General features: G+C 54.4%; 20 protein-coding genes. 13 read left to right on the top strand and 7 right to left on the bottom strand.

Going from position 1 to position 24,230, the window contains the following annotated elements:
- The first annotated feature begins 91 nt into the window (after nt 1-91).
- Both asd and mscM read left to right on the top strand, forming a co-directional pair.
- On the top strand, nt 92-991 hold the full coding sequence (gene asd, locus OMR58_RS03230) for an archaetidylserine decarboxylase (protein WP_105592097.1): 900 nt from the start codon (nt 92-94) through the stop codon (nt 989-991).
- A 9-nt stretch (nt 992-1,000) separates the two neighbouring features.
- Nucleotides 1,001-4,336: a miniconductance mechanosensitive channel MscM gene (gene mscM / locus OMR58_RS03225; protein WP_200543339.1), complete on the top strand. Its 3,336-nt coding sequence runs from the start codon at nt 1,001-1,003 to the stop codon at nt 4,334-4,336.
- A 150-nt stretch (nt 4,337-4,486) separates the two neighbouring features.
- On the opposite strand, the gene epmA is transcribed toward mscM, so the two are convergent.
- Nucleotides 4,487-5,464 (bottom strand): elongation factor P--(R)-beta-lysine ligase, encoded by a 978-nt coding sequence (epmA, locus tag OMR58_RS03220; protein ID WP_105592099.1) that lies wholly within the window; start codon nt 5,462-5,464, stop codon nt 4,487-4,489.
- Nucleotides 5,465-5,732: 268 nt separating this feature from the next.
- On the opposite strand from epmA, the gene frdA reads away from it, so the two are divergent.
- The 4 genes from frdA to frdD are packed head-to-tail and all read left to right on the top strand — an operon-like array spanning nt 5,733 to nt 9,002.
- A complete protein-coding gene (gene frdA, locus OMR58_RS03215; RefSeq protein ID WP_444861297.1) occupies nt 5,733-7,502 on the top strand; it encodes a fumarate reductase (quinol) flavoprotein subunit in 1,770 nt (589 codons plus the stop codon).
- Nucleotides 7,495-8,229 (top strand): succinate dehydrogenase/fumarate reductase iron-sulfur subunit, encoded by a 735-nt coding sequence (locus OMR58_RS03210; protein WP_105592101.1) that lies wholly within the window; start codon nt 7,495-7,497, stop codon nt 8,227-8,229. Before frdA ends, OMR58_RS03210 begins: the two co-directional genes overlap by 8 nt.
- Nucleotides 8,230-8,240: 11 nt before the next feature.
- On the top strand, nt 8,241-8,636 hold the full coding sequence (frdC, locus tag OMR58_RS03205; RefSeq protein ID WP_264545265.1) for a fumarate reductase subunit FrdC: 396 nt from the start codon (nt 8,241-8,243) through the stop codon (nt 8,634-8,636).
- 9 nt (nt 8,637-8,645) lie between these two features.
- Entirely contained in the window at nt 8,646-9,002 is a 357-nt protein-coding gene (frdD, locus tag OMR58_RS03200; protein ID WP_264545264.1) for a fumarate reductase subunit FrdD, read from the top strand.
- 113 nt (nt 9,003-9,115) lie between these two features.
- On the opposite strand, the gene OMR58_RS03195 is transcribed toward frdD, so the two are convergent.
- Nucleotides 9,116-9,247, bottom strand: a complete 132-nt coding sequence (locus tag OMR58_RS03195; protein WP_105592104.1) for an entericidin A/B family lipoprotein — start codon at nt 9,245-9,247, stop codon at nt 9,116-9,118.
- A gap of 138 nt (nt 9,248-9,385) precedes the next feature.
- Nucleotides 9,386-9,952 carry an elongation factor P gene (gene efp / locus OMR58_RS03190; RefSeq protein WP_105592105.1) on the bottom strand — a complete coding sequence of 189 codons (567 nt, stop codon included), beginning with the start codon at nt 9,950-9,952 and terminating at the stop codon, nt 9,386-9,388.
- Between the two features lie 42 nt (nt 9,953-9,994).
- Here efp and epmB point away from each other — a divergent pair, with 42 nt between their 5' ends.
- The gene (gene epmB / locus OMR58_RS03185) at nt 9,995-11,023 is read left to right on the top strand and encodes an EF-P beta-lysylation protein EpmB (RefSeq protein ID WP_264545263.1); all 1,029 of its coding nucleotides are present in this window, start codon (nt 9,995-9,997) and stop codon (nt 11,021-11,023) included.
- A gap of 107 nt (nt 11,024-11,130) precedes the next feature.
- Here the strand turns inward: epmB and OMR58_RS03180 are convergent, their stop codons facing one another.
- On the bottom strand, nt 11,131-11,475 hold the full coding sequence (locus OMR58_RS03180; protein WP_105592107.1) for a DUF4156 domain-containing protein: 345 nt from the start codon (nt 11,473-11,475) through the stop codon (nt 11,131-11,133).
- A 687-nt stretch (nt 11,476-12,162) separates the two neighbouring features.
- Here OMR58_RS03180 and OMR58_RS03175 point away from each other — a divergent pair.
- The 3 genes from OMR58_RS03175 to OMR58_RS03165 are packed head-to-tail and all read left to right on the top strand — an operon-like array spanning nt 12,163 to nt 16,060.
- Nucleotides 12,163-12,819 carry a hypothetical protein gene (locus OMR58_RS03175; RefSeq protein WP_200560581.1) on the top strand — a complete coding sequence of 219 codons (657 nt, stop codon included), beginning with the start codon at nt 12,163-12,165 and terminating at the stop codon, nt 12,817-12,819.
- 53 nt (nt 12,820-12,872) lie between these two features.
- On the top strand, nt 12,873-13,589 hold the full coding sequence (locus tag OMR58_RS03170) for a fimbria/pilus chaperone family protein (RefSeq protein WP_347710561.1): 717 nt from the start codon (nt 12,873-12,875) through the stop codon (nt 13,587-13,589).
- 20 nt (nt 13,590-13,609) lie between these two features.
- A complete protein-coding gene (locus tag OMR58_RS03165; protein WP_264545262.1) occupies nt 13,610-16,060 on the top strand; it encodes a fimbria/pilus outer membrane usher protein in 2,451 nt (816 codons plus the stop codon).
- 97 nt (nt 16,061-16,157) lie between these two features.
- On the opposite strand, the gene groL is transcribed toward OMR58_RS03165, so the two are convergent.
- The 3 genes from groL to OMR58_RS03150 all read right to left on the bottom strand — a co-directional run bounded on the left by groL (nt 16,158) and on the right by OMR58_RS03150 (nt 18,833).
- Nucleotides 16,158-17,804 carry a chaperonin GroEL gene (gene groL, locus OMR58_RS03160; protein WP_105592112.1) on the bottom strand — a complete coding sequence of 549 codons (1,647 nt, stop codon included), beginning with the start codon at nt 17,802-17,804 and terminating at the stop codon, nt 16,158-16,160.
- A gap of 47 nt (nt 17,805-17,851) precedes the next feature.
- Complete coding sequence (locus OMR58_RS03155; RefSeq protein WP_105592113.1) at nt 17,852-18,145, bottom strand: co-chaperone GroES; 294 nt, start codon at nt 18,143-18,145, stop codon at nt 17,852-17,854.
- A gap of 226 nt (nt 18,146-18,371) precedes the next feature.
- Entirely contained in the window at nt 18,372-18,833 is a 462-nt protein-coding gene (locus tag OMR58_RS03150; RefSeq protein WP_105592114.1) for an FxsA family protein, read from the bottom strand.
- Nucleotides 18,834-19,290: 457 nt separating this feature from the next.
- Between OMR58_RS03150 and aspA the strand changes: the two genes are divergently transcribed.
- The 3 genes from aspA to OMR58_RS03135 all read left to right on the top strand — a co-directional run bounded on the left by aspA (nt 19,291) and on the right by OMR58_RS03135 (nt 24,208).
- Nucleotides 19,291-20,721 carry an aspartate ammonia-lyase gene (gene aspA, locus OMR58_RS03145; RefSeq protein WP_105592115.1) on the top strand — a complete coding sequence of 477 codons (1,431 nt, stop codon included), beginning with the start codon at nt 19,291-19,293 and terminating at the stop codon, nt 20,719-20,721.
- Between the two features lie 123 nt (nt 20,722-20,844).
- Entirely contained in the window at nt 20,845-22,146 is a 1,302-nt protein-coding gene (locus OMR58_RS03140; RefSeq protein WP_264545261.1) for an anaerobic C4-dicarboxylate transporter, read from the top strand.
- A 178-nt stretch (nt 22,147-22,324) separates the two neighbouring features.
- A complete protein-coding gene (locus OMR58_RS03135) occupies nt 22,325-24,208 on the top strand; it encodes a protein-disulfide reductase DsbD (RefSeq protein WP_264545260.1) in 1,884 nt (627 codons plus the stop codon).
- The last annotated feature ends 22 nt before the right edge of the window (nt 24,209-24,230 follow it).

The raw sequence follows: 24,230 nt of genomic DNA, 5'->3' as shown, positions 1-24,230 counted from the left end.
GCGCCCGGACAGGCATTAGCCTTAACCGACGGGCGCTGTTACAATCCGCCCCCATTAATTTTTCGCTGTCTGATTAAGCCAGGAGGCTCACGTGTTGGATCGTATTAAACTCGGCCTGAATAATTTATTGCCTAAAAAGGCCCTGACTGAACTTGCCGGCTGGGGTGCCAGCAAACGCGGCGGATGGCTGACCAAAGCGGTCATCGACGTCTTTGTATGGTTCTACAAAGTCGATATGAAAGAGGCGCAGAAGCCGGATACCGCCAGCTATCGTACCTTTAACGACTTTTTTGTCCGTCCGCTGCGCGATGACGCACGGCCGCTGATTGCCGATCCAAACCTGCTGGTGCTGCCTGCTGATGGCGCCATCAGCCAGCTGGGCCACATTGACGGTGACCAAATCTTCCAGGCCAAAGGCCACACCTACTCGCTGGAAGGCCTGCTGGCAGGCAATGAAAAGATGACGGAGATGTTCCGCAACGGTGAGTTTGTAACGACCTACCTTGCACCGCGCGACTATCACCGCGTGCATATGCCGTGTAACGGTATCCTGCGTGAAATGATCTACGTTCCCGGCGACCTCTACTCGGTGAATCCGCTCACCGCACAGAACATCCCGAATCTGTTTGCCCGTAATGAGAGAGTCATCTGCCTGTTCGATACTGAATTTGGCCCGATGGCGCAAATTCTGGTCGGTGCCACCATCGTTGGCAGCATCGAAACCGTCTGGGCGGGCACCGTTACGCCACCGCGTGAAGGCGTGATCAAGCGCTGGAGCTTCCCGGGTGCGGATGCCGAGGGTTCCGTTGTACTCCTGAAAGGCCAGGAAATGGGCCGTTTCAAACTGGGCTCTACGGTGATTAACCTGTTTGCCGAAGGTAAAGTAAAACTGGCTGAAAGCCTGGCTGCGGAAAGTAAAGTCCGCCTGGGCGAGACGCTGGCCATCGCACTGCAAAAAGACAGTGCGGAAGACGTTCTCCATCATCCATAGCGGATTGCCATGTCACGCCTGATTCTCTCTCTTTTGTTAGGCTGGAGTCTTCTCCAGCCGCTCTATGCCGCCAGCGCACCGGATGCCGCGCAAATCAAACAGGAACTTGAACAGGCGAAGTCAGACAAAACGACTGCGAATCAGGCGGAAATTGTCGATGCCCTGCAGTCAACCCTGAACTGGCTGGACGAGCAAAAGTCCTCGCTGGATAAAACGCAGGAATATCAGCAGATCATCGATGATTTCCCCAAGCTTTCTCGTGATTTACGCCAGCAGATCGCCAGCCTGACCGACAGCAATAAACAGCTGCGCAGCAATATGAGCGCGGCCGATCTCGATCAGGAGATCCTGCAGGTCAGCAGTCAGCTGCTGGAAGAAGGTCGCCTGTCGCAGCAGGAGCAGGATCGCGCCCGTGAAATCAGCGACTCTCTGTCCCAGCTGCCGCTGCAGCAAACCGACGCCCGCCGCAGCCTGAGCGAGGTGGAGCGCCGCCTGCAGGGTCAGCCGACGGCAACCACGCCGCTGGCGCAGGCACAGCTGTCAGCACGCCAGGCGGAATCGGCGGCACAGAAAGCACGTGTTGATGAACTGGAACTGGCGCAGCTCTCCGCGAACAACCGCCAGGAACTGGCGAGAATGCGGGCGGAAGTCCACCAGCTCAAAGCCAGCCAGCTGGATGCCTATCTGCAGGATCTGCGCAATCAGCTTAACGGCCTGCGCCAGCGCGAAGCCGAAATGGCGCTGGCCCGCACCGAACAGCTGGCAGAAAACAGCGGTGATATGCCCGAGGGCATCGCCGAACAGTTCCGCGTTAACCGCGAGCTGTCCGCAGCACTGAATCAACAGGCGCAGCGGATGGACCTGGTGGCGTCGCAGCAGCGTACCGCCGCCAACCAGACGATTCAGGTCCGTCAGGCACTGAGCACGCTGCGCGAGCAGTCGCAGTGGCTGGGCATGTCCAACGTTCTCGGCGAAGCGCTGCGGGCACAGGTTTCGCGCCTGCCCGATATGCCAAAGCCGCAGCAGCTGGACAACGAAATGGCGCAGCTGCGCGTGCAGCGGCTGCACTACGAAGATCTGCTGGAGCGCCAGCAAACGCTGAAGCAGCTGCGTCAGGATGACAACAGTAATCTGACCAGCGAACAGCGCCGTATTCTGGATGCGCAGCTAAAAACCCAGCGCGAGCTGCTGACATCACTCCTTTCCGGCTGCGATAACCTGATCCTCGGCGTGACCAAGCTGAAGGTTGGCAACAGCCAGCTGGTTGATGCGCTGAATGAAGTCAAAGAAGCCACCCACCGCTACCTGTTCTGGACCGCCGACGTCAGCCCAATCAGTATCAGCTATCCGCTTGAACTGGCGCGCGATCTGCAGCGTCTGCTCTCGCTGGATACCCTGGGGCAGCTGGGCGGCGCGCTGGTAATGATGGTCACCAGCCGCGAAACGGTGATGCCGATTCTTGGCGCTATTCTGCTGGTCGGTTTCAGTATCAGCTCGCGCCGTCACTTCCGTAACTTCCTTGAGCGCGCCTCCAGCAAGGTTGGCAAAGTCACCCTCGACCACTTCAGCCTGACGCTACGCACCGTGTTCTGGTCCATTCTGGTGGCTCTGCCGCTGCCGGTACTGTGGGCCGCACTGGGTTATGGCCTACAGCACGCCTGGCCGTATCCGATTGCCGTCGCCGTCGGCGATGGCGTTACCGCCAGCGTGCCGCTGCTGTGGGCCTTTATGATCAGCGCGACCTTTGCCCGCCCGCAGGGACTGTTTATCATCCACTTCCGCTGGCCGCAAACCCGCGTGGCCCGCGCAATGCGTTTCTATACGCTCTGTATTGGCCTGGTCGTGCCGCTGATGATGGTGCTGATCGCCTTCGATAACCTTGAAGACCGCGAGTTCTCCGCTACGCTGGGCCGCCTGTGCTTTATTCTGATTTGCGGTGCGCTGAGCCTGGTCACCGTCAGCCTTAAACGCGCCGGGATACCGCTGCACCTGGATAAAGAGGGTAACGGCGAGAATTTCATTAATAACATCCTGTGGAATGCGATGATTGCCATGCCGCTGATTGCCGCACTGGCGTCTTGCATTGGTTATCTGGCAACGGCTCAGGCGCTGCTGGCAAGGCTGGAAACATCGGTGGCAATCTGGTTCCTGCTGCTGGTGATCTACCATATCATTCGCCGCTGGATGCTGATTCAACGGCGCCGTATCGCCTTCGATCGTGCCCGCCACCGCCGCGCCGAGATCCTTGCCCAGCGTGCACGCGGTGAGGAAGAAACCGCCGCGCAGCAGACCGCCGCTGACAGTATCGACGTCGAAGAGCCGGTGATCGATCTTGATGCTATCAGCGCTCAGTCGCTGCGGCTGGTACGCTCGATTCTGACGCTGATAGCACTGGTGTCGGTGATTGTGCTCTGGTCAGAGATTCATTCCGCATTTGGCTTCCTGGAAAATATCCGCCTGTGGGACGTCAATACCACGATTCAGGGCGTGGAAAGCCTGCAGCCGATAACGCTCGGTTCGGTTCTTATTGCCGTGCTGGTGCTGATTATTACCACTCAGCTGGTGCGCAATATGCCCGCTCTGCTGGAGCTGGCGTTGTTGCAGCACCTGGATCTCACACCGGGGACCGGCTACGCCATTACTACCGTTACCAAGTATCTGCTGATCCTGATCGGTGGGCTGACCGGATTCTCGATGATCGGCGTTGACTGGTCGAAACTTCAGTGGCTGGTCGCAGCGCTGGGTGTGGGACTGGGCTTTGGCCTGCAGGAGATTTTCGCCAACTTTATCTCCGGCCTGATCATCCTGTTTGAGAAACCGATTCGTATCGGCGATACCGTGACCATTCGCGATCTGACCGGCAGCATCACCCGTATTAATACCCGTGCAACCACCATTACCGACTGGGATCGCAAAGAGATCATTGTGCCGAACAAGGCGTTTATCACCGAGCAGTTTGTGAACTGGTCGCTCTCCGACTCGGTGACGCGCGTGGTGCTGACTATCCCGGCGTCGGCGGAAGCCAATAGCGAAGAGGTCACCAACGTGCTGCTACAGGCGGCTCATCGCTGTAGCTACGTGCTGGAAACACCGCAGCCGGAAGCCTTCCTGGTTGATTTGCAGCAGGGTATTCAGCTGTTTGAGCTGCGTATTCATGCCGCAGAAATGGGGCACCGTATGCCGTTGCGCCATGAGCTGCATCAGCTGATCCTGCGCGGCTATCAGGAACACGGGCTGGAGATGCCGTTCCCACCGTTCCAGGTGCGAATGGAAACGATTGGTCGTAAAACGCCAGCCAGCAACGGCGCGCCGGTGGCCAGAACCTATAAATCGGGTGGCTTATAAGCTGCAACCGCATCAGGCGTCAGGCGTCAGGCGTCAGGCGTCAGGCGTCAGCAGGTCGCGAATTAGCTGCAGTTCAGGATTTCAGATAACGATATCGAATGCGACAGATCCCGAAACGGGATCTGTCGCTGAGAAGGGTCTGCTACTTTATCAGCAGCGATCTACCGTAAAGGCAATCACGTCGCTCAGCTGTTCGGCTTTTAATGCCAGCATGATAATACGGTCAACGCCCAGCGCCACGCCGGAGCACTCCGGCAGGCCGTGCGCCAGCGCATCCAGCAGATTGTTATCGATCGGCTGTTCCGGCAAGCCCGCTGCCGCGCGCTTTTTATTATCCTGCATAAAACGCTGACGCTGTTCGCGGCTGTCGGTCAGCTCGCGGAAACCGTTCGCCAGCTCAATTCCCTTAAAGTAAACCTCGAAGCGTTCCGCCACGCGGTGATCTTCCGTGCTGATCTCCGCCAGCGAAGCCTGGGTTGCCGGGAAGTGATACACGAAGGCCGGGCGATCTTTACCAATCTCCGGCTCTACACCGAGCATAAACAGCAGCTGCAGCAGCGTATCGCGATCTTCTTCGCGGTTTGCCAGATCGCCCGCCCCAAGTTTTTCAGCCACTTCACGCAGCTGGACCTTATCGGCAGAAAGCGGATCGATCTCCAGATGGCGGATAAACGCCTGCTGATAGGAAAGGGTTTCTGCCGGCGCGCATTCCAGCACCTGCTGGAGCAGATCGTCCACCTCATTCATCAGGCGGTACATATCATAATGCGGGCGATACCACTCCAGCATGGTGAATTCGGGGTTATGGTGGCGCCCCATCTCCTCATTGCGGAAGCTGCGGCACAGCTGATAAATCGGTCCGCTGCCCGCGGCCAGCAGCCGCTTCATATGATATTCCGGGCTGGTCATCAGATAGAGATCGATGCCTGCCGATGCGCCCGGTCCCACAAAACGGGTCTGGAACGGGAACAGGTGGACGTCGGTGACCGTGGCCTGGCTCATCGCCGGGGTTTCCACTTCCAGTACGCCACGATCGGCAAAGAAACGCCGGATTTCAGCCATGATCGCCGCTCGTTTTAATAAATTAGCGATGGATGCACTCGGCTGCCAGCTGGCCGTTTCGCTCATCTTTTCTACTCCAAAGTCAGTCAGGGCAAGAAGTCTACCTGTACGTGGCGTCGCACACAATTCTACGTGAAATAAAACCGTTTCTTACGGCAAATCACCCTTTGTACGCTTTTTCTACACTACCCGCCCAAATACCCGAACACATCAAGTTAGCGCATTTTTAGCCAAAGTATACTGGGCACAGACTGGCGAAAGAACTTCGCCAACACTATGAAAATACTATAAAAAGTTAAGCAGGGAGGAACATGTGCAAATCCTGACTGTCGACATGGTCATTGTCGGTGCGGGGGGTGCCGGACTGCGCGCCGCCATTGCTGCCGCAGAAGCTAACCCGAGGCTGAAGATAGCGCTGATCTCTAAGGTCTATCCGATGCGAAGCCACACCGTTGCCGCCGAAGGGGGGGCCGCCGCCGTCACCACTTCACAGGACTGCTTTGACTCTCACTTTCACGATACGGTTGCCGGCGGCGACTGGCTCTGTGAGCAACCGGTCGTAGATTACTTTGTGGAACACTGTCCGCAGGAGATGGCCCAGCTTGAGCGTTGGGGATGTCCGTGGAGCCGTCAGCCGGATGGCTCCATTAGCGTACGCCGATTTGGCGGCATGAAGAACGAGCGCACCTGGTTTGCCGCCGACAAAACCGGCTTCCATATGCTGCACACCCTGTTCCAGACGTCGCTGCAGTATCCGCAAATTCAGCGGCTGGATGAGTATTTTGTCCTCGACCTGCTGGTCGACGACGGCGTTGCCAGCGGCCTGGTCGCGCTGAGTATGATGGAAGGTACGCTGGTTGAGGTGCGCGCGCGCTCGGTTATCCTCGCTACCGGCGGCGCGGGGCGTGTTTATCGCTACAACACTAACGGCGGTATTGTCACCGGTGACGGCATGGCGATGGCCTTCCGCCACGGCGTGCCGCTGCGCGATATGGAGTTTGTGCAGTATCACCCAACCGGCCTTCCCGGCTCCGGTATCCTGATGACCGAAGGCTGCCGCGGCGAAGGCGGTATTCTGGTGAATAAAGACGGCTATCGCTATCTGCAGGATTACGGCATGGGTCCTGAAACCCCCATCGGTCAGCCGAAAAATAAATATATGGAACTGGGACCGCGGGATAAGGTTTCTCAGGCGTTCTGGCATGAGTGGCGCAAAGGCAACACCATCGCCACCGCGCGCGGCGACGTTGTGCATCTGGATTTACGCCATCTCGGCGCGAAAAAGCTGCATGAGCGGTTGCCGTTTATCTGTGAACTCAGTAAAGCTTACGTCGGCGTCGATCCGGTCAGTGCGCCGATTCCGGTGCGCCCCACCGCTCACTACACGATGGGCGGCATCGAAACGAATGCACAGTGCGAAACCCGAATCCAGGGGCTTTTCGCCATCGGTGAATGTTCTTCCGTCGGCCTGCACGGTGCTAACCGGTTGGGTTCAAACTCGCTGGCAGAACTGGTGGTGTTTGGCCGCCTGGCGGGTGAGCAAGCTGCACAGCGCTGCGCTCAGCCGCATTCCATCTCCGATAACGCCATCAGTGCCCAGAGCAGCGACATCGAACGCCGTTTGCACGCGCTAACCCATCAGTCCGGCGGTGAAAACCTATCGGCGCTGCGTGATGAAATGGGCATGGCGATGGAAGAAGGCTGCGGTATCTATCGTACCCCGGAACTAATGCAGAAGACGATTGATAAGCTGGCCGAGCTTAAACAGCGAGTCGAAAACGTGGCGATTACCGACAGCTCCAGCGTCTTCAATACGCAGCTGCTGTACACGATTGAGCTGAAGCACGGTCTGGACGTTGCGGAATGCATGGCCCATTCGGCATTTGAGCGCAAAGAGTCTCGCGGTGCGCACCAACGGCTGGATGAAGGCTGTACCACGCGCAATGATGATAAATATCTGCAGCACAGCCTGACCTTCTTTAATCCACAGGCTGCACCTACCGTCGCCTGGGACCCGGTCACCATTACCCATCTGCCACCGGCACAGCGCGTGTACGGTGCCGCATCGGAGGATAACAGCCAGAAGGAGCCCGTAAATGAGTGATAACGCTCTGCGTAAAATCGATATTCTGCGCTACAACCCGGAAAGAGATCGGCTGCCGCGCCATGAAATATTCAACGTGCCCTGGGATGAGCAAACGTCGCTGCTGGATGCGCTGGGCTATATCAAGGACAACCTCGCTTTCGATCTGTCCTACCGCTGGTCCTGCCGAATGGCCATCTGCGGTTCCTGCGGAATGATGGTCAACGGCGTGCCGAAGCTCGCCTGTAAAATTTTCCTGCGCGACTATCCGCAGGGAATGAAAGTTGAGCCACTGGCTAATTTCCCCATCGAGCGCGACCTGATTGTAGATATGACCCATTTCATCGAAAGTCTGGAAGCCATCAAGCCGTGGATTATCGGCAACGCTGGCGATGCCGCTCAGGGTCCGGGGCGCCAGACGCCTGCGCAGATGGCGAAGTACCATCAGTTTTCCGGCTGTATTAACTGCGGTTTATGTTACGCCGCCTGCCCGCAGTTCGGGCTTAACCCGGAATTTATCGGCCCTGCGGCTATCACCCTCGCCCATCGTTACAACCTGGACAGCCGGGATCGCGGCAAAGCACTGCGCATGCCGCAGCTAAATGGAGAAAACGGCGTCTGGAGCTGTACCTTTGTCGGCTACTGCTCCGAAGTTTGTCCAAAACACGTCGATCCGGCGGCAGCGATTCAGCAGGGGAAAATAGAGAGTAGTCGGGACTTCATGATCGCCACGCTGAAACCTCATTAAGGGAGACCGATATGACGACAAAACGCAATCCTTACTGCCGCCCGGTTGAGTCCGGCTGGTGGCGCTCTCTGCCCTTCTACCGCTTCTATATGCTGCGGGAAAGCACGGCGATTCCGGCGTTGTGGTTTAGCCTGGAGCTGATTTTCGGCGTATTTGCCCTTAAGCACGGTGCGGAAAGCTGGGCGAGCTATGTGGCATTTTTACAGCATCCCGTCACGCTATTGCTTAACGTGCTGGCGCTGATCGCCGCACTGCTGCACAGCAAAACCTGGTTTGATCTGGCCCCCAAGGCGTCGATCATTATCGTTAAAGGGGAGAAGCTGCCGCCGGAACCGCTGATTAAAGGGTTATGGATCATCATGGTCATCCTCAGTCTTGCGGTACTGGCCGCAGCGCTGTGGGCGTAAGGAGCATAAATGAAAGCATTACCGCAACGTTCTGACGAACCGATCTTCTGGGGGCTGTTTGGCGCAGGAGGTATGTGGACGGCGATGTTCAGCCCGGTGCTGATCCTGCTGGTCGGTCTGCTGCTACCTGTAGGCTGGTCGCCGGAAGAAGCATTCAGCTACACGCGAATTATGGCTTTCGCGGCCTCTTTCCCCGGCCGTGTGATCCTGCTGCTGGCCATCATACTGCCGCTGTGGTGCAGCATGCATCGCCTTCATCACGGACTGCACGATCTGAAAGTGCATATTCCCGGCAGCAAATGGCTGTGCTACGGGCTGGCCGCGATATTGAGCGTAGTGGCATTAATTGGCGTGATTACGCTGTAGTGTCGGCCGCTGATGCTGATGCTGATGCTTATGCTGAGAGAGAATATCGACCTGCGGAGGCAGGTTTTGAAAGGATTGTCAGGCCAGCACCCTGTACTGGCCTGACAAGCTGATTACTGAGTACTTTTTTGAATTGCCTTACCGCCCGCCTCAACGTCTTCGCCCACGCCACGCGTGGTGTTACAGGCTGTCAAAACGGAAGAGAGAACCAGAACGGAAAGAATGGCTAAAATACTTTTCTTCATGGCAATTTCCTTTTAATCATTAATAAAGAACAGCGCTTTAAGCATAGCCGTAATTTATTCAATTGCCCTGAGGGCGCTGAGAAAAAGGAAAAGCGTGCGGATAAGGGTCCGATGAACCGAACCCTTACTGATTAAGGCTTACTTTACGCGTGAAACGTATTCGCCAGAACGGGTATCAACTTTAATCACTTCGCCAATCTGTACGAACAGAGGCACTTTCACTACCGCGCCGGTGCTCAGCGTAGCTGGCTTGCCGCCGGTACCTGCGGTATCACCCTTCAGGCCAGGATCGGTATCGGTAATTTCCAGCTCAACAAAGTTTGGTGGCTGAACGGCGATTGGACGACCGTTCCACAGAGTTACGATGCACTCCGCGTTATCCAGCAGCCATTTTGCCGCTTCGCCTACGGTCTTCTCTTCAACAGGGTGCTGTTCGAAGGTTTCCGGGTGCATGAAGTGGAAGAACTCACCGTCGTTGTACAGGTAGTTCAGGTTGGTATCTACTACGTCAGCGCCTTCAGCGGAGTCGGTAGACTTGAAGGTTTTCTCTACGCGAGTACCGGTCAGCAGGCGGCGCATTTTTACGCGCGCGAATGCCTGGCCTTTACCTGGTTTAACAAACTCGCTGGCTTCGACGGCATAAGGCTCGCCTTCGAACATGATTTTAAGACCGGGACGGAAATCGTTGCTAGAATAAGTCGCCATAAAGGCCCTCTACAATTTTATTACTGGTACTAAGCCAAAAAAATGGCACACATTGTAACCCTAAATACCCCTGCACGAGAAGATTGGTTGCATCAACTTGCCGATGTAATCACCGATCCCGATGAATTACTGCAACTTTTAGCGTTGCAGAATGACCCTGAACTCGCTTCAGGCCATGGCGCACGCCGGCTTTTCGCACTCAGGGTGCCGAGAGCGTTTGCTGCGCGCATGCACAAGGGCGATCCGCAGGACCCCCTGCTGCTACAGGTGATCACCTCGCAGCAGGAGTTTGTTGATGCGCCAGGTTACAGTACCGATCCGCTGGATGAGCAGAGCAGCGTGGTGCCGGGTCTGTTACATAAATATCGAAATCGTGCGCTGTTGCTGGTCAAAGGCGGCTGTGCCGTCAACTGCCGGTACTGCTTCCGCCGCCATTTCCCCTACGAAGATAATCAGGGTAATAAGCGCAACTGGCAGCAGGCGCTCGAGTATATCCGACAGCAGCCAGAACTGGATGAGATTATTTTCTCCGGCGGCGATCCTTTGATGGCGAAAGATCACGAACTGGACTGGTTAATCGGCGAACTGGAACGCATTCCGCATATTAAGCGTCTGCGCATTCACAGCCGTCTGCCGGTAGTCATCCCACGGCGCATTACCGAAGCGCTTTGTCAGCGCCTGGCGCAATCGCGTTTGCAAACGTTGCTGGTGAGCCATATTAACCACGCGCAGGAAATTGACGATGACCTGCGTCACGGTATGCGCATGCTGAAGCGCGCAGGAGTCACGCTGCTGAATCAAAGCGTGCTGCTACGCGGTGTGAACGATAATGCCCCTGCACTGGCAGCACTGAGTAATGCGCTGTTTGATGCTGGCATCCTGCCGTACTACCTGCACGTGCTGGATAAAGTTCAGGGCGCAGCGCATTTCTATGTTGATGACAACCGGGCCCGCGCTATCGTACGTGAACTGCTGGGTATGGTGTCGGGCTATCTGGTGCCGACGCTGGCACGAGAAATTGGTGGCGAACCGAGTAAAACTCCGCTCGATTTACAGCTGCGGCAGGAATAACTATTACGACAAGAGCAACGATTCTGCCCCCCTGTCTTCAACAAAAAGGGTGACCCTCATGGCCACCCTCTTTCACTTTCAATGTAGATCGCAATGTATCAATGCGCTTACGGGCACTTATACACCTGGCCGCTCATCTTACTGTCGAGAGGTGCGAAGCTTGACCAGATATTCTGCGTTGGGCTGGTTGCACCGTAAATCACGTTACCGCCCATTTCAGCCGCACGGTTGCGCAGGTCGTTTGCCGCACCGCGCAGCGAGCTGCCTTCTCCACCCGAGCCGGAGAACCAGTTACTTTGTGAGCCGGTAACGTTACCCAGAAGCTGGCAGCTGCTGGCTGGCTGCTGGTCGGTAAAAGTCACACGCTCACCCGCAGAACTCAGAGTATTAGAAGAGCTACAGCCCGCCAGCAGCAGTGCCGCAACGGAGAGTCCCAACAAGTTAATCCGCATTATAATCCCCATTTATTATCATCAGAGTCAGGCAGACGTAAGGTGAGCCTTAGGCATCCTTTACCTGCGAAAACAGCATCATTCAGGCTACGACGTGCGCACCTACTTATACCCTTTTCGGCAGTAAAAAAAAACAGTCATGAGGTGCCACTGCGTGGTGGATACCGGCGAGGGTTGTCAGGCCTGCGTGCATTAAAACGTCACACAAGGGTTACTACCTGTATATTCTTCGTTAGAATATGCGAGAAAAGGGGCGTTATAAGACCATAAACGCGCGACGTCAGTCAGAATAGGATGCCATGAAAAAACGCTAAGTTAGAAAAAAATCAATCAATAAAAATCCAAAAACCTCACAAAACAGCCTGATTAAAAAAACCTTTAATGAGAAACATAAAACCAAAAACACCATAAAAATAACATTTAACAGTTACACAACAGATATATTTCATGAGAATACAGAAAAACACTCAATTTAAAAACAGAAAAAAAAACCAAATACTCGCATCGCTGCGACATTAAAAACCATTCAAGGAAATTTAATTTTTAATAGATGACCTCCATACGAAATCCGTATAACATTTATCGCGTTATGAAGCAAAGACCATAACAACGAAGGATTGAATAAACAACCTGCTGCTTCAGTGGTACGTTTATTCTTATAAATCTATCCGGTAAAGGAATATACTAATGAAAAAGATGACAATTCTTGTTTCTGCTGTCGCGGCGATGGCAGCCGTCAACGTAGCGAACGCAAACTCAACGGCAACCATGAATATTACGGGTAAAATTGTTCCACCAACGTGCAATATCAGCTTCAATGGTGGAACCTCGTCATCACTGAACATGGGTGCAATCAGCCCAGGCCTACTTTCAGAAGATGAATTCAGTGCGCTACCTGAATTGAAAGCCAACCTGTCGATTAGCTGCCCGGCAGCCACCCTAGTTGGCTTTAAAGCAAAAGATGTCTCAGATGGCGCGCAAAACGTTAAAATTACGGGTATGGATGTGGAAGAGTTGTTTAGCCTTGGCAGTACAGAGAGCGGTGCCTCTATTGGCGGCTATATTGTCACAATGGAAAGCGGAACGATTGATGACTCAAACATCGGCCACTTCCTGAGCTCATTTTCCGGAAAGGAGTGGGATGACATGAATTCCGGAGCCGCCCTCGATCCCACCAGCACCGTTATGTATAGCTGGTCCAGCATAAACCAAGTCCCACAGATGGGACGTCAGCACCAAATTAATCTGGTAATCAAGCCTTACATCAATGCAATGAAGGAATTAGGTACCAGCGACACTATCGAACTGAATGGCCAGGCGACCTACGATATTGTCTATCTGTAATTGCGCCTTTTTTTAATATCAATGCGGGGAACCCACGGGTTCCCCTCTTTATTATGACCAGAGGCATTATGAACTTCCGAATTTATATTAAGACTATCTTTTCTTTGATAATCTTCTCCACAACGTTTCCTTCAAATGCAATTATGAAGCCTGAATCATCGATGCTATTTATTGAAGAAGCGAAAGGCGGCGGAAGTATGAACGTTAATAACCAGGAGGATCGTGAAGCATTGCTCTACGTGAAAGTCCTGAATTTACCTGACGATCCTCAGCCAAAACTTTTTGCTACTCAGCCTGTTATGCGTGTAGGAGCACATAAAACTCAACGCGTACGCTTCATTCTTGTTAGCAAGCAACCTCTGCAGCATGAACACCTGAAGCGGGTGGTATTTGAAGGAATCAATCCTAAAAAAAAGGGCAATGAAAATACCATCGATTTGAACATCCGCCACAATATCCCGGTCATTATTCATCCTAAAAGCCTACCCATTATTGCCGACCCGTGGAAAGAGCTTGTCTGGTCATTACAAGGGAACACGTTAACCGTTAACAATCCAGGAAAATACGTCGTCAGGCTGGCACAGGAAATCACGCTATTACCTTCTAATAAAACGGCTCTGCTGGAAAAAGCCTACATCCTGCCGGGACAGTCTTTAAAAGTGCAGGTAAAAACGCCTGAAATCCTGGCCTCAACGCAAAAAGTCAGCATTGAAACCCTGTCAAAATATGGTTATGAGACCGGGATGGTAGAAATGGATATCACTCACTAAGAGTGACGAGGAAAGGGATTTTGGCAACACGAAACGCCCAGGATGGCGTGATAAAAAAATCTGGAATTTTGACCAGTACGTTACTCCTTGCGATTGTTTTCAATTACGCCAAACCGGCTGAAGCCAGCAGTCAGAAAGAGAGCGCTGAAGAAAACTGGGACATGGTGGCACTTAAACGTCGCGGGATCATCTCTGAAGACATGGAAAACCTTGATGAATTAACTGCCATACCAAAAGGTCTGAATCTGGTTGATATCACTCTGAACGGTAAGTTTATTGGATCGTTTCAGGTTCAGGCTAATGACAAGGGGACGGTATGCTTTACTCCTGAGATGTTTGCATCCCTCGGGTTAATCCCACCCAAAGTCAGCAATGTAGCAGAATGCTACGACTGGATTGGTGAACAGCCCGATGCCAGCCTCGCCTGGCAGCCTGAGACACAGACGCTGAGTATTGTGGTGCCGCCGCAGTGGCTGCAACATAATGATCTGACGGCAGAATCTGGTGGCACGGCTGCACACGTTAATTATAACTCTTTCACCAACGTGAATACGTTTAAAAATGGCACTGAGCGCTACAGTTGGTTATCTCTTAACAGCGGCATCAATGTGTCCAACTGGCTACTGCGCAGCCAGCAGAATATTCAGGACGACCATGGAAAAATTACTGCGGCGGTTAACTCAACCTATCTGGAGCATTTTTTCGGCAGCCTGAATCGCATCGTACAGGTAGGTGAGGTGACTGCGCAAAACACGCTTTTTTCCATCGGCTTACTGAAAGGCGTGCAGTTATTTCCTGATGGCATGCGCTCGGATCGGGCTGACGCCAGCGGAGTCGAGATTGACGGTATCGCAAACACGCCTCAGGCCCGTGTCGAAGTTCGTCAATATGATCGGTTGATTTACAGCACCTTAGTACCTGCCGGGCCGTTTCATCTGACCAATATCCCCGTGCAAAATGTTAATGCAGAACTTCAAGTCACGGTGGTTGAAACCCAGGGTGAAAGCCACCAGTTTGTTGTTCCCGTTACGCAACTTGCGTCAGCGTCACAACCGGCACCGCAGGGGTACAGTGTGGCGATGGGGAAACTGAAAAACTATTCTGGCAGCAGCAATGTTCCGGCAATACTGACGATGAACCATAACTGGCGCCTGCTAAGTCGCTGGTCATTACGTTCCGGGGTACTGTTTAGCGACAACTATCAGTCCGTGGCCGCTTCCGTAAGCGGTAGCCCTGAATCAATAACGGGGCAGTCATTCCACCTGCAGGCAATGCTGGTGCAGAATCGCTATCAGCATAATCAAAGCGTCCAGCTGCGTGCTTACAGCAATCACAATCTGGGCAATAATCTGTCACTGAATTTGGGCGTAAAGAAAAATACCGCAGGCTTTTTAACGTTAGCAGAAGCCGCAAACCGCACCAGAAGTCGTAAGGATAACTATTACAGCAGAGATAATCTGGAAGTAAGCGTGGGCCTTGGCTGGACGACAGACTGGCTTGGAACGCTGTCGCTCACCCACAGTCGGTCAACAACGTATTCCGATGAAAGGGCCTGGCGTTATTACATGATCAACTGGAATCGACGTTTCAGCAATGGGCTACTGCTGACGGCCAGTGCCTCTCACGGCAGCGGAGGCACAAGGAACAATAACAGCGTGAACATTAATTTTAGCTGGCCGCTGGGTGAGAAGCGTTTCCGCCATTACTATCGCAGCTACGATCGGCGACGCCTGCTAGGCAGCAGCGTCAGCATGCCGTTGAACAGCCTGAGTGAATTGCAGCTTGCCGCAGAAGAAGAACATAGCGAACGTAACCGATCTCTGCAGGCTTCACTTTCCAACAACCTGCGCTATACCAATGTGAACTTTAATCTGCTTGTGGATAACAAGCATTATCGAAACTACAGCGTTAGCACTAGCGGCAGCGTGGTCGCCCACAAAGAGGGCATCACCTTCAGTAATAATCCCGTCCAGAGCACCTACGGCCTGATCAAACTCAGTAATCCGATTGCAGGTATCCCCGTTAACATTCCGGGGGGAACCACCTGGACAGATTGGCGCGGGATGGCAGTGATCCCCTCACTGGCAGCCTGGCACGATAACGCCATTGATATTGATGTCGACCGGCTTCCGAAAAATGCGGATGTCTCTAACGGGCACCGCACCCTTCGCCCCGCATATGGTTCGGTAAAAACTGTTAATGTCGCCATGCTGACAGGCACGCGGTTGTTAATGACGATATCGTTAGCCGACGGCCGGCTGTTGCCAAAAGGCAGTACCGTCTGGGACGATCGGAAAATTGTCACTGAGGCAGTCGATGATGGTGTGGTGTTTATAGAGAATGCAGCAAACGAGGGTCAGCTACGTATCAACGTGAGTCACTCGACCGAGCAGTGTGACGTTCAGTACCGGTTGCCGCCCGACGACGACCCGGAGAGCCTGTATCAGCAGCTCACGCTTGTCTGCAAATAGCGCACCACATAGTGTACAAAGTAAAACGCCCGGCAAGGCGAAAACCTTACCGGGCGCGGCTACTCTCCCGCACTCAGGCAGTTAAGTGGCGGAGGAATTACATCATTCCGCCCATACCACCCATGCCGCCCATGCCGCCAGCACCGCCTAAATCAGGCGCGTCGCCTTTTGGCAGGTCGGTCACCATGCACTCGGTGGTGATCATCAGGCCAGCAACAGATGCCGCGTACTGCAGAGCAGAACGGGTTACTTTGGTTGGGTCCAGGATACCGAAGTCGATCATGTCGCCGTATTCTTCAGTCTGTGCGTTGTAACCGTAGTTACCTTCGCCTGCTTTCACCGCGTTGGTGACAACAGATGGCTCTTCACCGGCGTTGGAAACGATCTGACGCAGTGGAGCTTCCATTGCGCGCAGCGCAACTTTGATACCCACGTTCTGGTCTTCGTTCTGGCCACGCAGTTCCAGCAGCTTAGAAGCCACACGAACCAGCGCCACACCACCACCAGCAACCACACCTTCTTCAACCGCAGCACGGGTAGCGTGCAGGGCATCTTCAACGCGTGCTTTCTTCTCTTTCATTTCAACTTCAGTTGCTGCGCCCACTTTCAGAACGGCAACGCCGCCTGCCAGTTTCGCTACGCGCTCCTGCAGTTTTTCACGATCGTAGTCTGAAGTGGCTTCTTCGATCTGCTGACGGATCTGAGCAACACGGCCAGAGATCGCCGCTTCGTCACCGGTACCATCGATGATGGTGCTGGTGTCTTTGTTGATCACAACGCGCTTAGCCTGACCCAGATCTTCCAGGGTGGCTTTTTCCAGTTCCATACCGATCTCTTCAGAGATCACGGTACCACCGGTCAGCACAGCGATATCCTGCAGCATCGCTTTACGACGGTCGCCGAAGCCAGGTGCTTTAACCGCAGCCACTTTCACGATGCCGCGCATGGTGTTAACAACCAGCGTTGCCAGCGCTTCGCCTTCAACATCTTCAGCAACGATCAGCAGTGGTTTACCTGCTTTCGCTACCGCTTCCAGTACTGGCAGCAGTTCACGGATGTTAGAGATCTTTTTATCAGCCAGCAGGATGAATGGAGATTCCAGCTCAACTGCACCAGTTTCTGGCTTGTTGATGAAGTACGGGGACAGGTAGCCACGGTCGAACTGCATACCTTCAACCACGTCCAGCTCGTCCTGCAGGCCGGTGCCTTCTTCAACGGTGATAACGCCTTCTTTGCCCACTTTTTCCATCGCCTGAGCAATCAGTTCGCCCACGGTTTCATCGGAGTTAGCAGAGATGGTACCAACCTGAGCGATAGCTTTAGAGTCGGAGCAAGGTACGGACAGTTTTTTCAGCTCTTCAACGGCTGCAACAACGGCTTTATCGATACCGCGCTTCAGATCCATTGGGTTCATGCCAGCGGCAACGGCTTTCAGGCCTTCGTTAACGATAGACTGAGCCAGTACGGTCGCAGTGGTGGTACCGTCACCCGCTGCATCGTTAGCTTTAGAAGCAACTTCTTTCACCATCTGAGCGCCCATGTTCTCGAACTTGTCTTCCAGTTCGATTTCACGCGCTACGGACACGCCGTCTTTGGTGATGGTCGGTGCACCAAAAGATTTATCCAGAACCACGTTACGGCCTTTCGGGCCCAGGGTAACTTTTACTGCATCTGCCAGGATATTCACGCCGCGCAGCATTTTTACGCGAGCGTCATTACCGAATTTTACGTCTTTAGCTGCCATTTTCTAATTTCCCTTAAATTCGTTAGGTTCAGTGAGTTACGCGTAAATTACGCTTCAACAATCGCCAGGATGTCGTTTTCAGAGATGATCAGAACTTCTTCGTTGTCGATCTTCTCGGTTTTTGCGCCGTAGCCTTCGTTGAAAATCACTACGTCACCAACTTTCACATCCAGCGGCTTCACTTCGCCACTTTCCAGGATACGACCGTTACCTACAGCCAGCACTTCGCCACGGGTGGATTTACCCGCTGCGGAACCGGTCAGCACGATGCCGCCTGCAGATTTAGATTCAACTTCTTTACGCTTAACAATCACACGGTCGTGCAGTGGACGAATTTTCATTGATAGCTCTCCTTTGAGAAGTCCAATCAGTCTTTTGGGATGAATGCCGGGCTTCGCGCGAAGCTGGCCTCGTGACGGAAGAGATAAGGACGGAACAACCCGCTTTCAAGGGCTGGAAATTATTTTTTTTGCTTATGTCGCCGTTCGCGTGTTTTTTGAGCAGTTGACGATAAAAAAACGGCGCGACCATCAGGTCCACGCCGCCGGGGATGACGATACAACAGGCTTAACGCCGGTCGTCGCGATCGTCATGTTCGATCAGATTATTCTCTTTACGCTCATATTCACCGTCAACGGTAAACCCGCTGCTGCCGTTAGCCCCGCCGCCGCCCCAAACGCGCAGATGCGGCATCAGTTTCAGCGTCAGGTGCTTCTGCACCGGCGGCAGCAGTAGCAGCAGCCCCAGGAAGTCAGTGAAAAATCCGGGGATCAGCAGCAGGAAGCCCGCCAGGATCAGCGAAACGCTTTTGACCATTTCGGCAGCCGGGCTTTCACCCGCATTAAGCTTCTGCTGCATTAACATAAAGTTTTTCATCCCCTGGTTTTTGACCAGCGAGATACCGATACAGGAGGTAAAAATCACCAGCAGCATGGTGAGTAAGACCCCAAGGACGTGGGCAACCTGAATAAAGAGTGAAATCTCAATCCAGACCAGCACGAAGATGACTAAGAACGGTAACCAACGCACCGTATTCTCCTCTGTAAGGGCCACCCCGCTAAAGGCAGAGCGGCAGAAAATGGCGATCCTGAAGACCGATATTATAGAAGATGGGAGCGGCCCACCCCGTTTTCAACCGTAAATGTGGAAATTCATCCATCCGCATCTTTTGCCGGAGCGATCACATATTATTGAAGATGTTTGAAATGGCACACGCTTTAAGTGATCTGGATTCAGTCTTTTAACTGGCAACAGAATATGATCGTGCCTGAGCCGTCACGAACGGATAAAATACGGCTCAGGGCGTTTAACGCCACGATAATCCCCGGTGACCTGATTCCGAGCTGGTTATTGTTGCTGACTTACGTTGTACACGGACCGTACGCAGGATCGATTCCGTGCTGACGAAACGTTCAGTACCTGTTGCCAGAGAAGGCAGGCGCTTAAATTGTGTAGATTTCCCGGCAGTTCTAACAAGAAGGTTCTCATGGCTAATAACATTCGTATCGAAGAAGATCTGTTAGGTATACGTGAAGTTCCGGCGGATGCTTACTACGGTGTTCATACTCTGCGTGCGATTGAAAACTTCTACATCAGTAACAGTAAAATCAGCGATATACCTGAATTTGTTCGCGGCATGGTGATGGTTAAAAAAGCCGCCGCGCTGGCAAATAAAGAGCTACAGACCATCCCACGCAACGTTGCTAATGCGATTGTCAGCGCCTGTGATGAGGTGCTGAACAACGGCAAATGTATGGATCAGTTCCCCATCGACGTGTATCAAGGCGGCGCGGGCACTTCGGTGAACATGAACACCAATGAGGTGCTGGCCAATATCGGTCTTGAGCTGATGGGCCACCAGAAAGGTGAGTATCAGTACCTTAACCCAAACGATCACGTTAACAAATGCCAGTCCACCAACGACGCCTATCCAACGGGCTTTCGCATTGCGGTGTACAGCTCAATCCTCAAACTGCTTGATGCGATTGCCCAGCTTAGTGAAGGTTTTCAACGCAAAGCGGTGGAATTCCAGACCATCCTGAAAATGGGCCGTACCCAGCTACAGGATGCGGTGCCGATGACCCTCGGCCAGGAATTCCATGCCTTTAACGTGCTGCTGAATGAAGAGATTAAAAGCATTCTGCGCACCGCCGAACTGCTGCTGGAAGTGAACCTGGGCGCAACGGCGATCGGCACCCGGCTGAATACGCCGGACGGCTATCAGCAGCTGGCGGTGCAAAAACTGGCCGAGGTCAGCGGGCTGCCGTGCGTACCGGCGGAAGATCTGATTGAAGCAACCTCTGACTGCGGTGCCTACGTGATGGTCCACAGCTCGCTGAAGCGTCTGGCGGTGAAGCTGTCGAAAATCTGTAACGACCTGCGTCTGCTCTCTTCCGGACCACGTGCCGGCCTGAATGAAATCAACCTGCCGGAGCTGCAGGCGGGTTCTTCTATCATGCCAGCCAAAGTTAACCCGGTGGTGCCGGAAGTCGTCAATCAGGTCTGCTTCAAGGTGATCGGCAACGATATTACCGTGACCATGGCGTCTGAAGCGGGCCAGCTGCAGCTGAACGTGATGGAGCCGGTCATTGGTCAGGCACTGTTTGAATCGGTGCATATCCTGACCAACGCCTGCTACAACCTGCTGGAAAAATGCGTCGACGGCATCACCGCCAACAAAGCGGTGTGCGAAGCCTACGTGTTTAACTCCATCGGGATCGTCACCTACCTCAACCCGTATATCGGCCACCATAACGGCGATATCGTCGGTAAGATCTGTGCCGAAACCGGCAAGAGCGTACGTGAAGTGGTGCTGGAGCGCGGTCTGCTGACCGAAAGCGAGCTGGATGATATTTTCTCTACCCAGAACCTGATGTTCCCGGTTTACAAAGCAAAACGCTACACCGATGAAAACTAACAATAAGCGATTTACCCGCTAGCCCTTTTAAGGCACGTCAGTTCAGCGAACGACGTGCCTTTTTACTTTCCACGGTCTACAAATCATTAACAACTTATTATCAGTAATTTAAGGAGCACATAGATGTTGCTACCCGAGCTTGTCGTTGTCCTGCTGGCTATCTACCTGGGTGCCCGGCTGGGCGGGATCGGTATTGGTTTTGCCGGGGGTTTAGGCGTGCTGGTACTCACCCTGGGGTTCCAGATAAAACCCGGTGCCATCCCCTTTGACGTGATTGAAATTATCATGGGGGTGATTGCCGCTATTGCCGCCATGCAGATCGCCGGCGGGATGGATTACCTCGTCAATCTGGCCGAGCGCCTGCTGCGTAAGCACCCGCGCTACATCACCTTTCTGGCACCGCTGGTCACCTACGGCATGACGCTGCTGGCGGGTACAGGCCACACGGCGTTTTCCACCCTGCCGGTGATTGCCGAGGTGGCGAAAGAGCAGGATGTGCGCCCTTCCCGTCCGTTATCAATAGCCGTAGTCGCCTCGCAAATTGCCATTACCGCTTCTCCTATCTCTGCCGCCGTGGTGTTTCTGGCCGCGCTGCTGGAGCCGAAAGGCGTCAGCTATCTCGGGCTGCTGGCGGTGGCGATTCCCTCAACGATGGCGGCTATTTTTGTCGCAGCGCTGGTGACCAACTTCCTCGGTAAGGAGCTGAAAGACGATCCGGTTTACCAGGCGCGTCTGGCGAAGGGCGAAGTCACGCTGCGCGGTGCCAGTCAGTTTGAAGAAAAGCCCGGCGCGAAGCTCTCCGTACTGCTGTTTTTAGTCGGCATCGTGGCGGTGGTGTTCTACGCCACGGCCATCAGCGACGCCGTTGGCCTGATCCAGAATCCGGTCCTGCCGCGCAACGAAGCTATCGTGGTGTTTATGCTGACCGTTGCCACGCTGATCTGCCTGACCTGCAAGGTGGACACCGGCGAGATCCTCAGCGCCAGCACCTTTAAATCCGGTATGAGCGCCTGCGTCTGCGTGATGGGCGTTGCCTGGCTGGGGGATACGTTTGTTAAAGCACACATCGGCGAGATCCAGAGCGTTGCCGGTGAGCTGCTGGACAGCTATCCGTGGATGCTGGCTATCGTGCTGTTCTTCGCCTCCACGCTGCTCTACTCCCAGGCGGCCACCACCAAGGCGCTGATGCCTGCCGCACTGATGCTCGGCGTATCGCCGGTCACGGCAGTCGCCTCCTTCGCTGCGGTGTCCGCGCTGTTCGTGCTGCCGACCTACCCGACCCTGCTTGCTGCCGTCGAGATGGACGATACCGGCTCCACGCGCATTGGCCGCTTCGTCTTCAACCACTCTTTCCTGATCCCCGGGACCCTGGCGATTATACTCTCCGTGGCGTTTGGCTTCCTGATTGGGCATTTAGTGCTGTAGCCAGACCAGCAGCGGGCCGTATGCCATCGTGTGCGGCCCGCTATCACGCTCTCAACTTCATCCTGAAAAGCCATCCCCGACTTGCCATGCTATTATCTGCGCTTGCCGTACAAGGAATAGCCGACAGCACCGCTTTCCGGTCTGTCTCAGCCCCAAATGGAGAGAGCCAACGCCCGTTATGATCCCACGAATTTTAACTTCTTTTTTACTGCTGCTGTGTACCCTGTTCAGCGTCAGTGCCAGTGCATCGCTTTTCGGCCAGGGCAGTAACAGCCAGTTTGTGCCGGTTAATCAGGCTTTTGCTTTTGACTTTAGTCAGCAGGAAAACCAGCTTAATCTCCGCTGGCAGATCAAACCCGGCTACTACCTCTATCGTCAGCAGATGCATATCAGCGTGCAGAACGCCACGCTGGCGCAGTGGAAACTGCCTGCCGGCAAACCACATGAGGATGAGTTCTACGGTAAAACCGAAATCTACCCGGAAAACCTGACGCTGCCGTTCACCATCCAGCAGGCGGGCAGCGGAGCGCAGCTCACCGTTACCTATCAGGGCTGCGCCGCCGTTGGATTCTGCTATCCACCGGAAACCCGCAGCGTGCCGTTGAGTGCCGTCTTCGGGCAGGAACCCGCGTCCGCGCCGGGCGCATCAGTCACAGCGCCACCAGTGGAAGACTCACCTGCCGTAGCCAGCAACCCGCCGCCTGCTGAAGCTTCACCTGCCGCAGCCAGTACCTCGTCCGCTATTGAAGCGTCGCCGGTTGCAGCTGATAACCAGTCAGCGGTTAAAAATCCACCTCTCGCCGCCAGCAACCCTTCAGCTGCAGCAACACCAGCGGAAGAAACATCCTCGCTGCCGTTTTCCCCGCTGTGGGCGTTACTGATTGGCATCGGCGTGGCCTTTACGCCCTGCGTCTTGCCGATGTACCCGCTGATTTCCGGCATCATTCTCGGCGGCAATCGTAAATTCAGTCTGGGCCGCCTGTTTATGCTGGCGATGATCTACGTTCAGGGCATGGCGCTGACCTATACGGTGATGGGTATTGTCGTTGCCGCCGCCGGGCTGCGTTTCCAGGCGGCGCTTCAGGCCCCGGCCGTGCTGATTGGCCTGTCGGTGCTGTTTATCGTTCTCGCCCTGTCGATGTTCGGCCTGTTCACACTACAGCTGCCTTCCGCTCTGCAAACCCGACTGACGCTGTGGAGCAATCGCCAGCAGGGCGGATCGCTACCCGGCGTATTCCTGATGGGCGCGCTGGCCGGGCTAATCTGTTCCCCCTGCACCACCGCGCCGCTGAGCGCGATCCTGCTGTATATCGCCCAGAGCGGCAATATGCTGGCGGGAGCCGGTACGCTCTACCTCTATGCGCTGGGTATGGGCCTGCCGCTGATCGCCATTACGCTGTTTGGCAACCGCCTGCTGCCGAAGAGCGGCCCGTGGATGCAAACGGTTAAAGAGGGCTTCGGTTTCGTGATCCTTGCCCTGCCGGTGTTCCTGCTGGAGCGGGTCATCGGCGATGTCTGGGGGCTGCGTCTGTGGAGCCTGCTCGGCGTCGCCTTCTTTGGCTGGGCGTTTATCAGCAGCCTGAAAAGCAGCCGGGGCTGGCTGCGCGTACTCCAGGTGATCCTGCTGGCGGCGATGCTGATTGCCGCACGCCCGCTACAGGACTGGGCGTTCGGCACTCAGGCAGCCAGTACTGAGGCCGCACACCTTAACTTCCAGCGCATCAGCAGCGCGGCACAGCTCGATCAGAAGCTTCAGGCCAGCGGTGGCAAAATCACTATGCTGGACCTGTACGCGGACTGGTGCGTGGCGTGCAAAGAGTTTGAGAAATACACCTTTAGCGATACGCAGGTGCAGTCAGCACTCGGTAAAGTGCAGCTACTGCAGGCCGATGTGACCCGCAACAGCAGTACGGACAGCGCGCTGTTGCAGCATTTGCAGGTGCTGGGGCTACCCACCATCCTGTTTTTCGATGCCGATGGTCACGAGATCCCTGGCTCACGCGTCACCGGCTTTATGAAAGCGGATGATTTCCGCCAGCATTTGCAGAAAGTGACACCATAAACAACACTAAAGTCTTATTGCG

The organism is Erwinia sp. INIA01, from assembly GCF_025947915.1.
Taxonomy (GTDB): Bacteria; Pseudomonadota; Gammaproteobacteria; order Enterobacterales; family Enterobacteriaceae; genus Erwinia; species Erwinia coffeiphila.
This window is presented reverse-complemented; position numbering and strand designations above follow the sequence as displayed.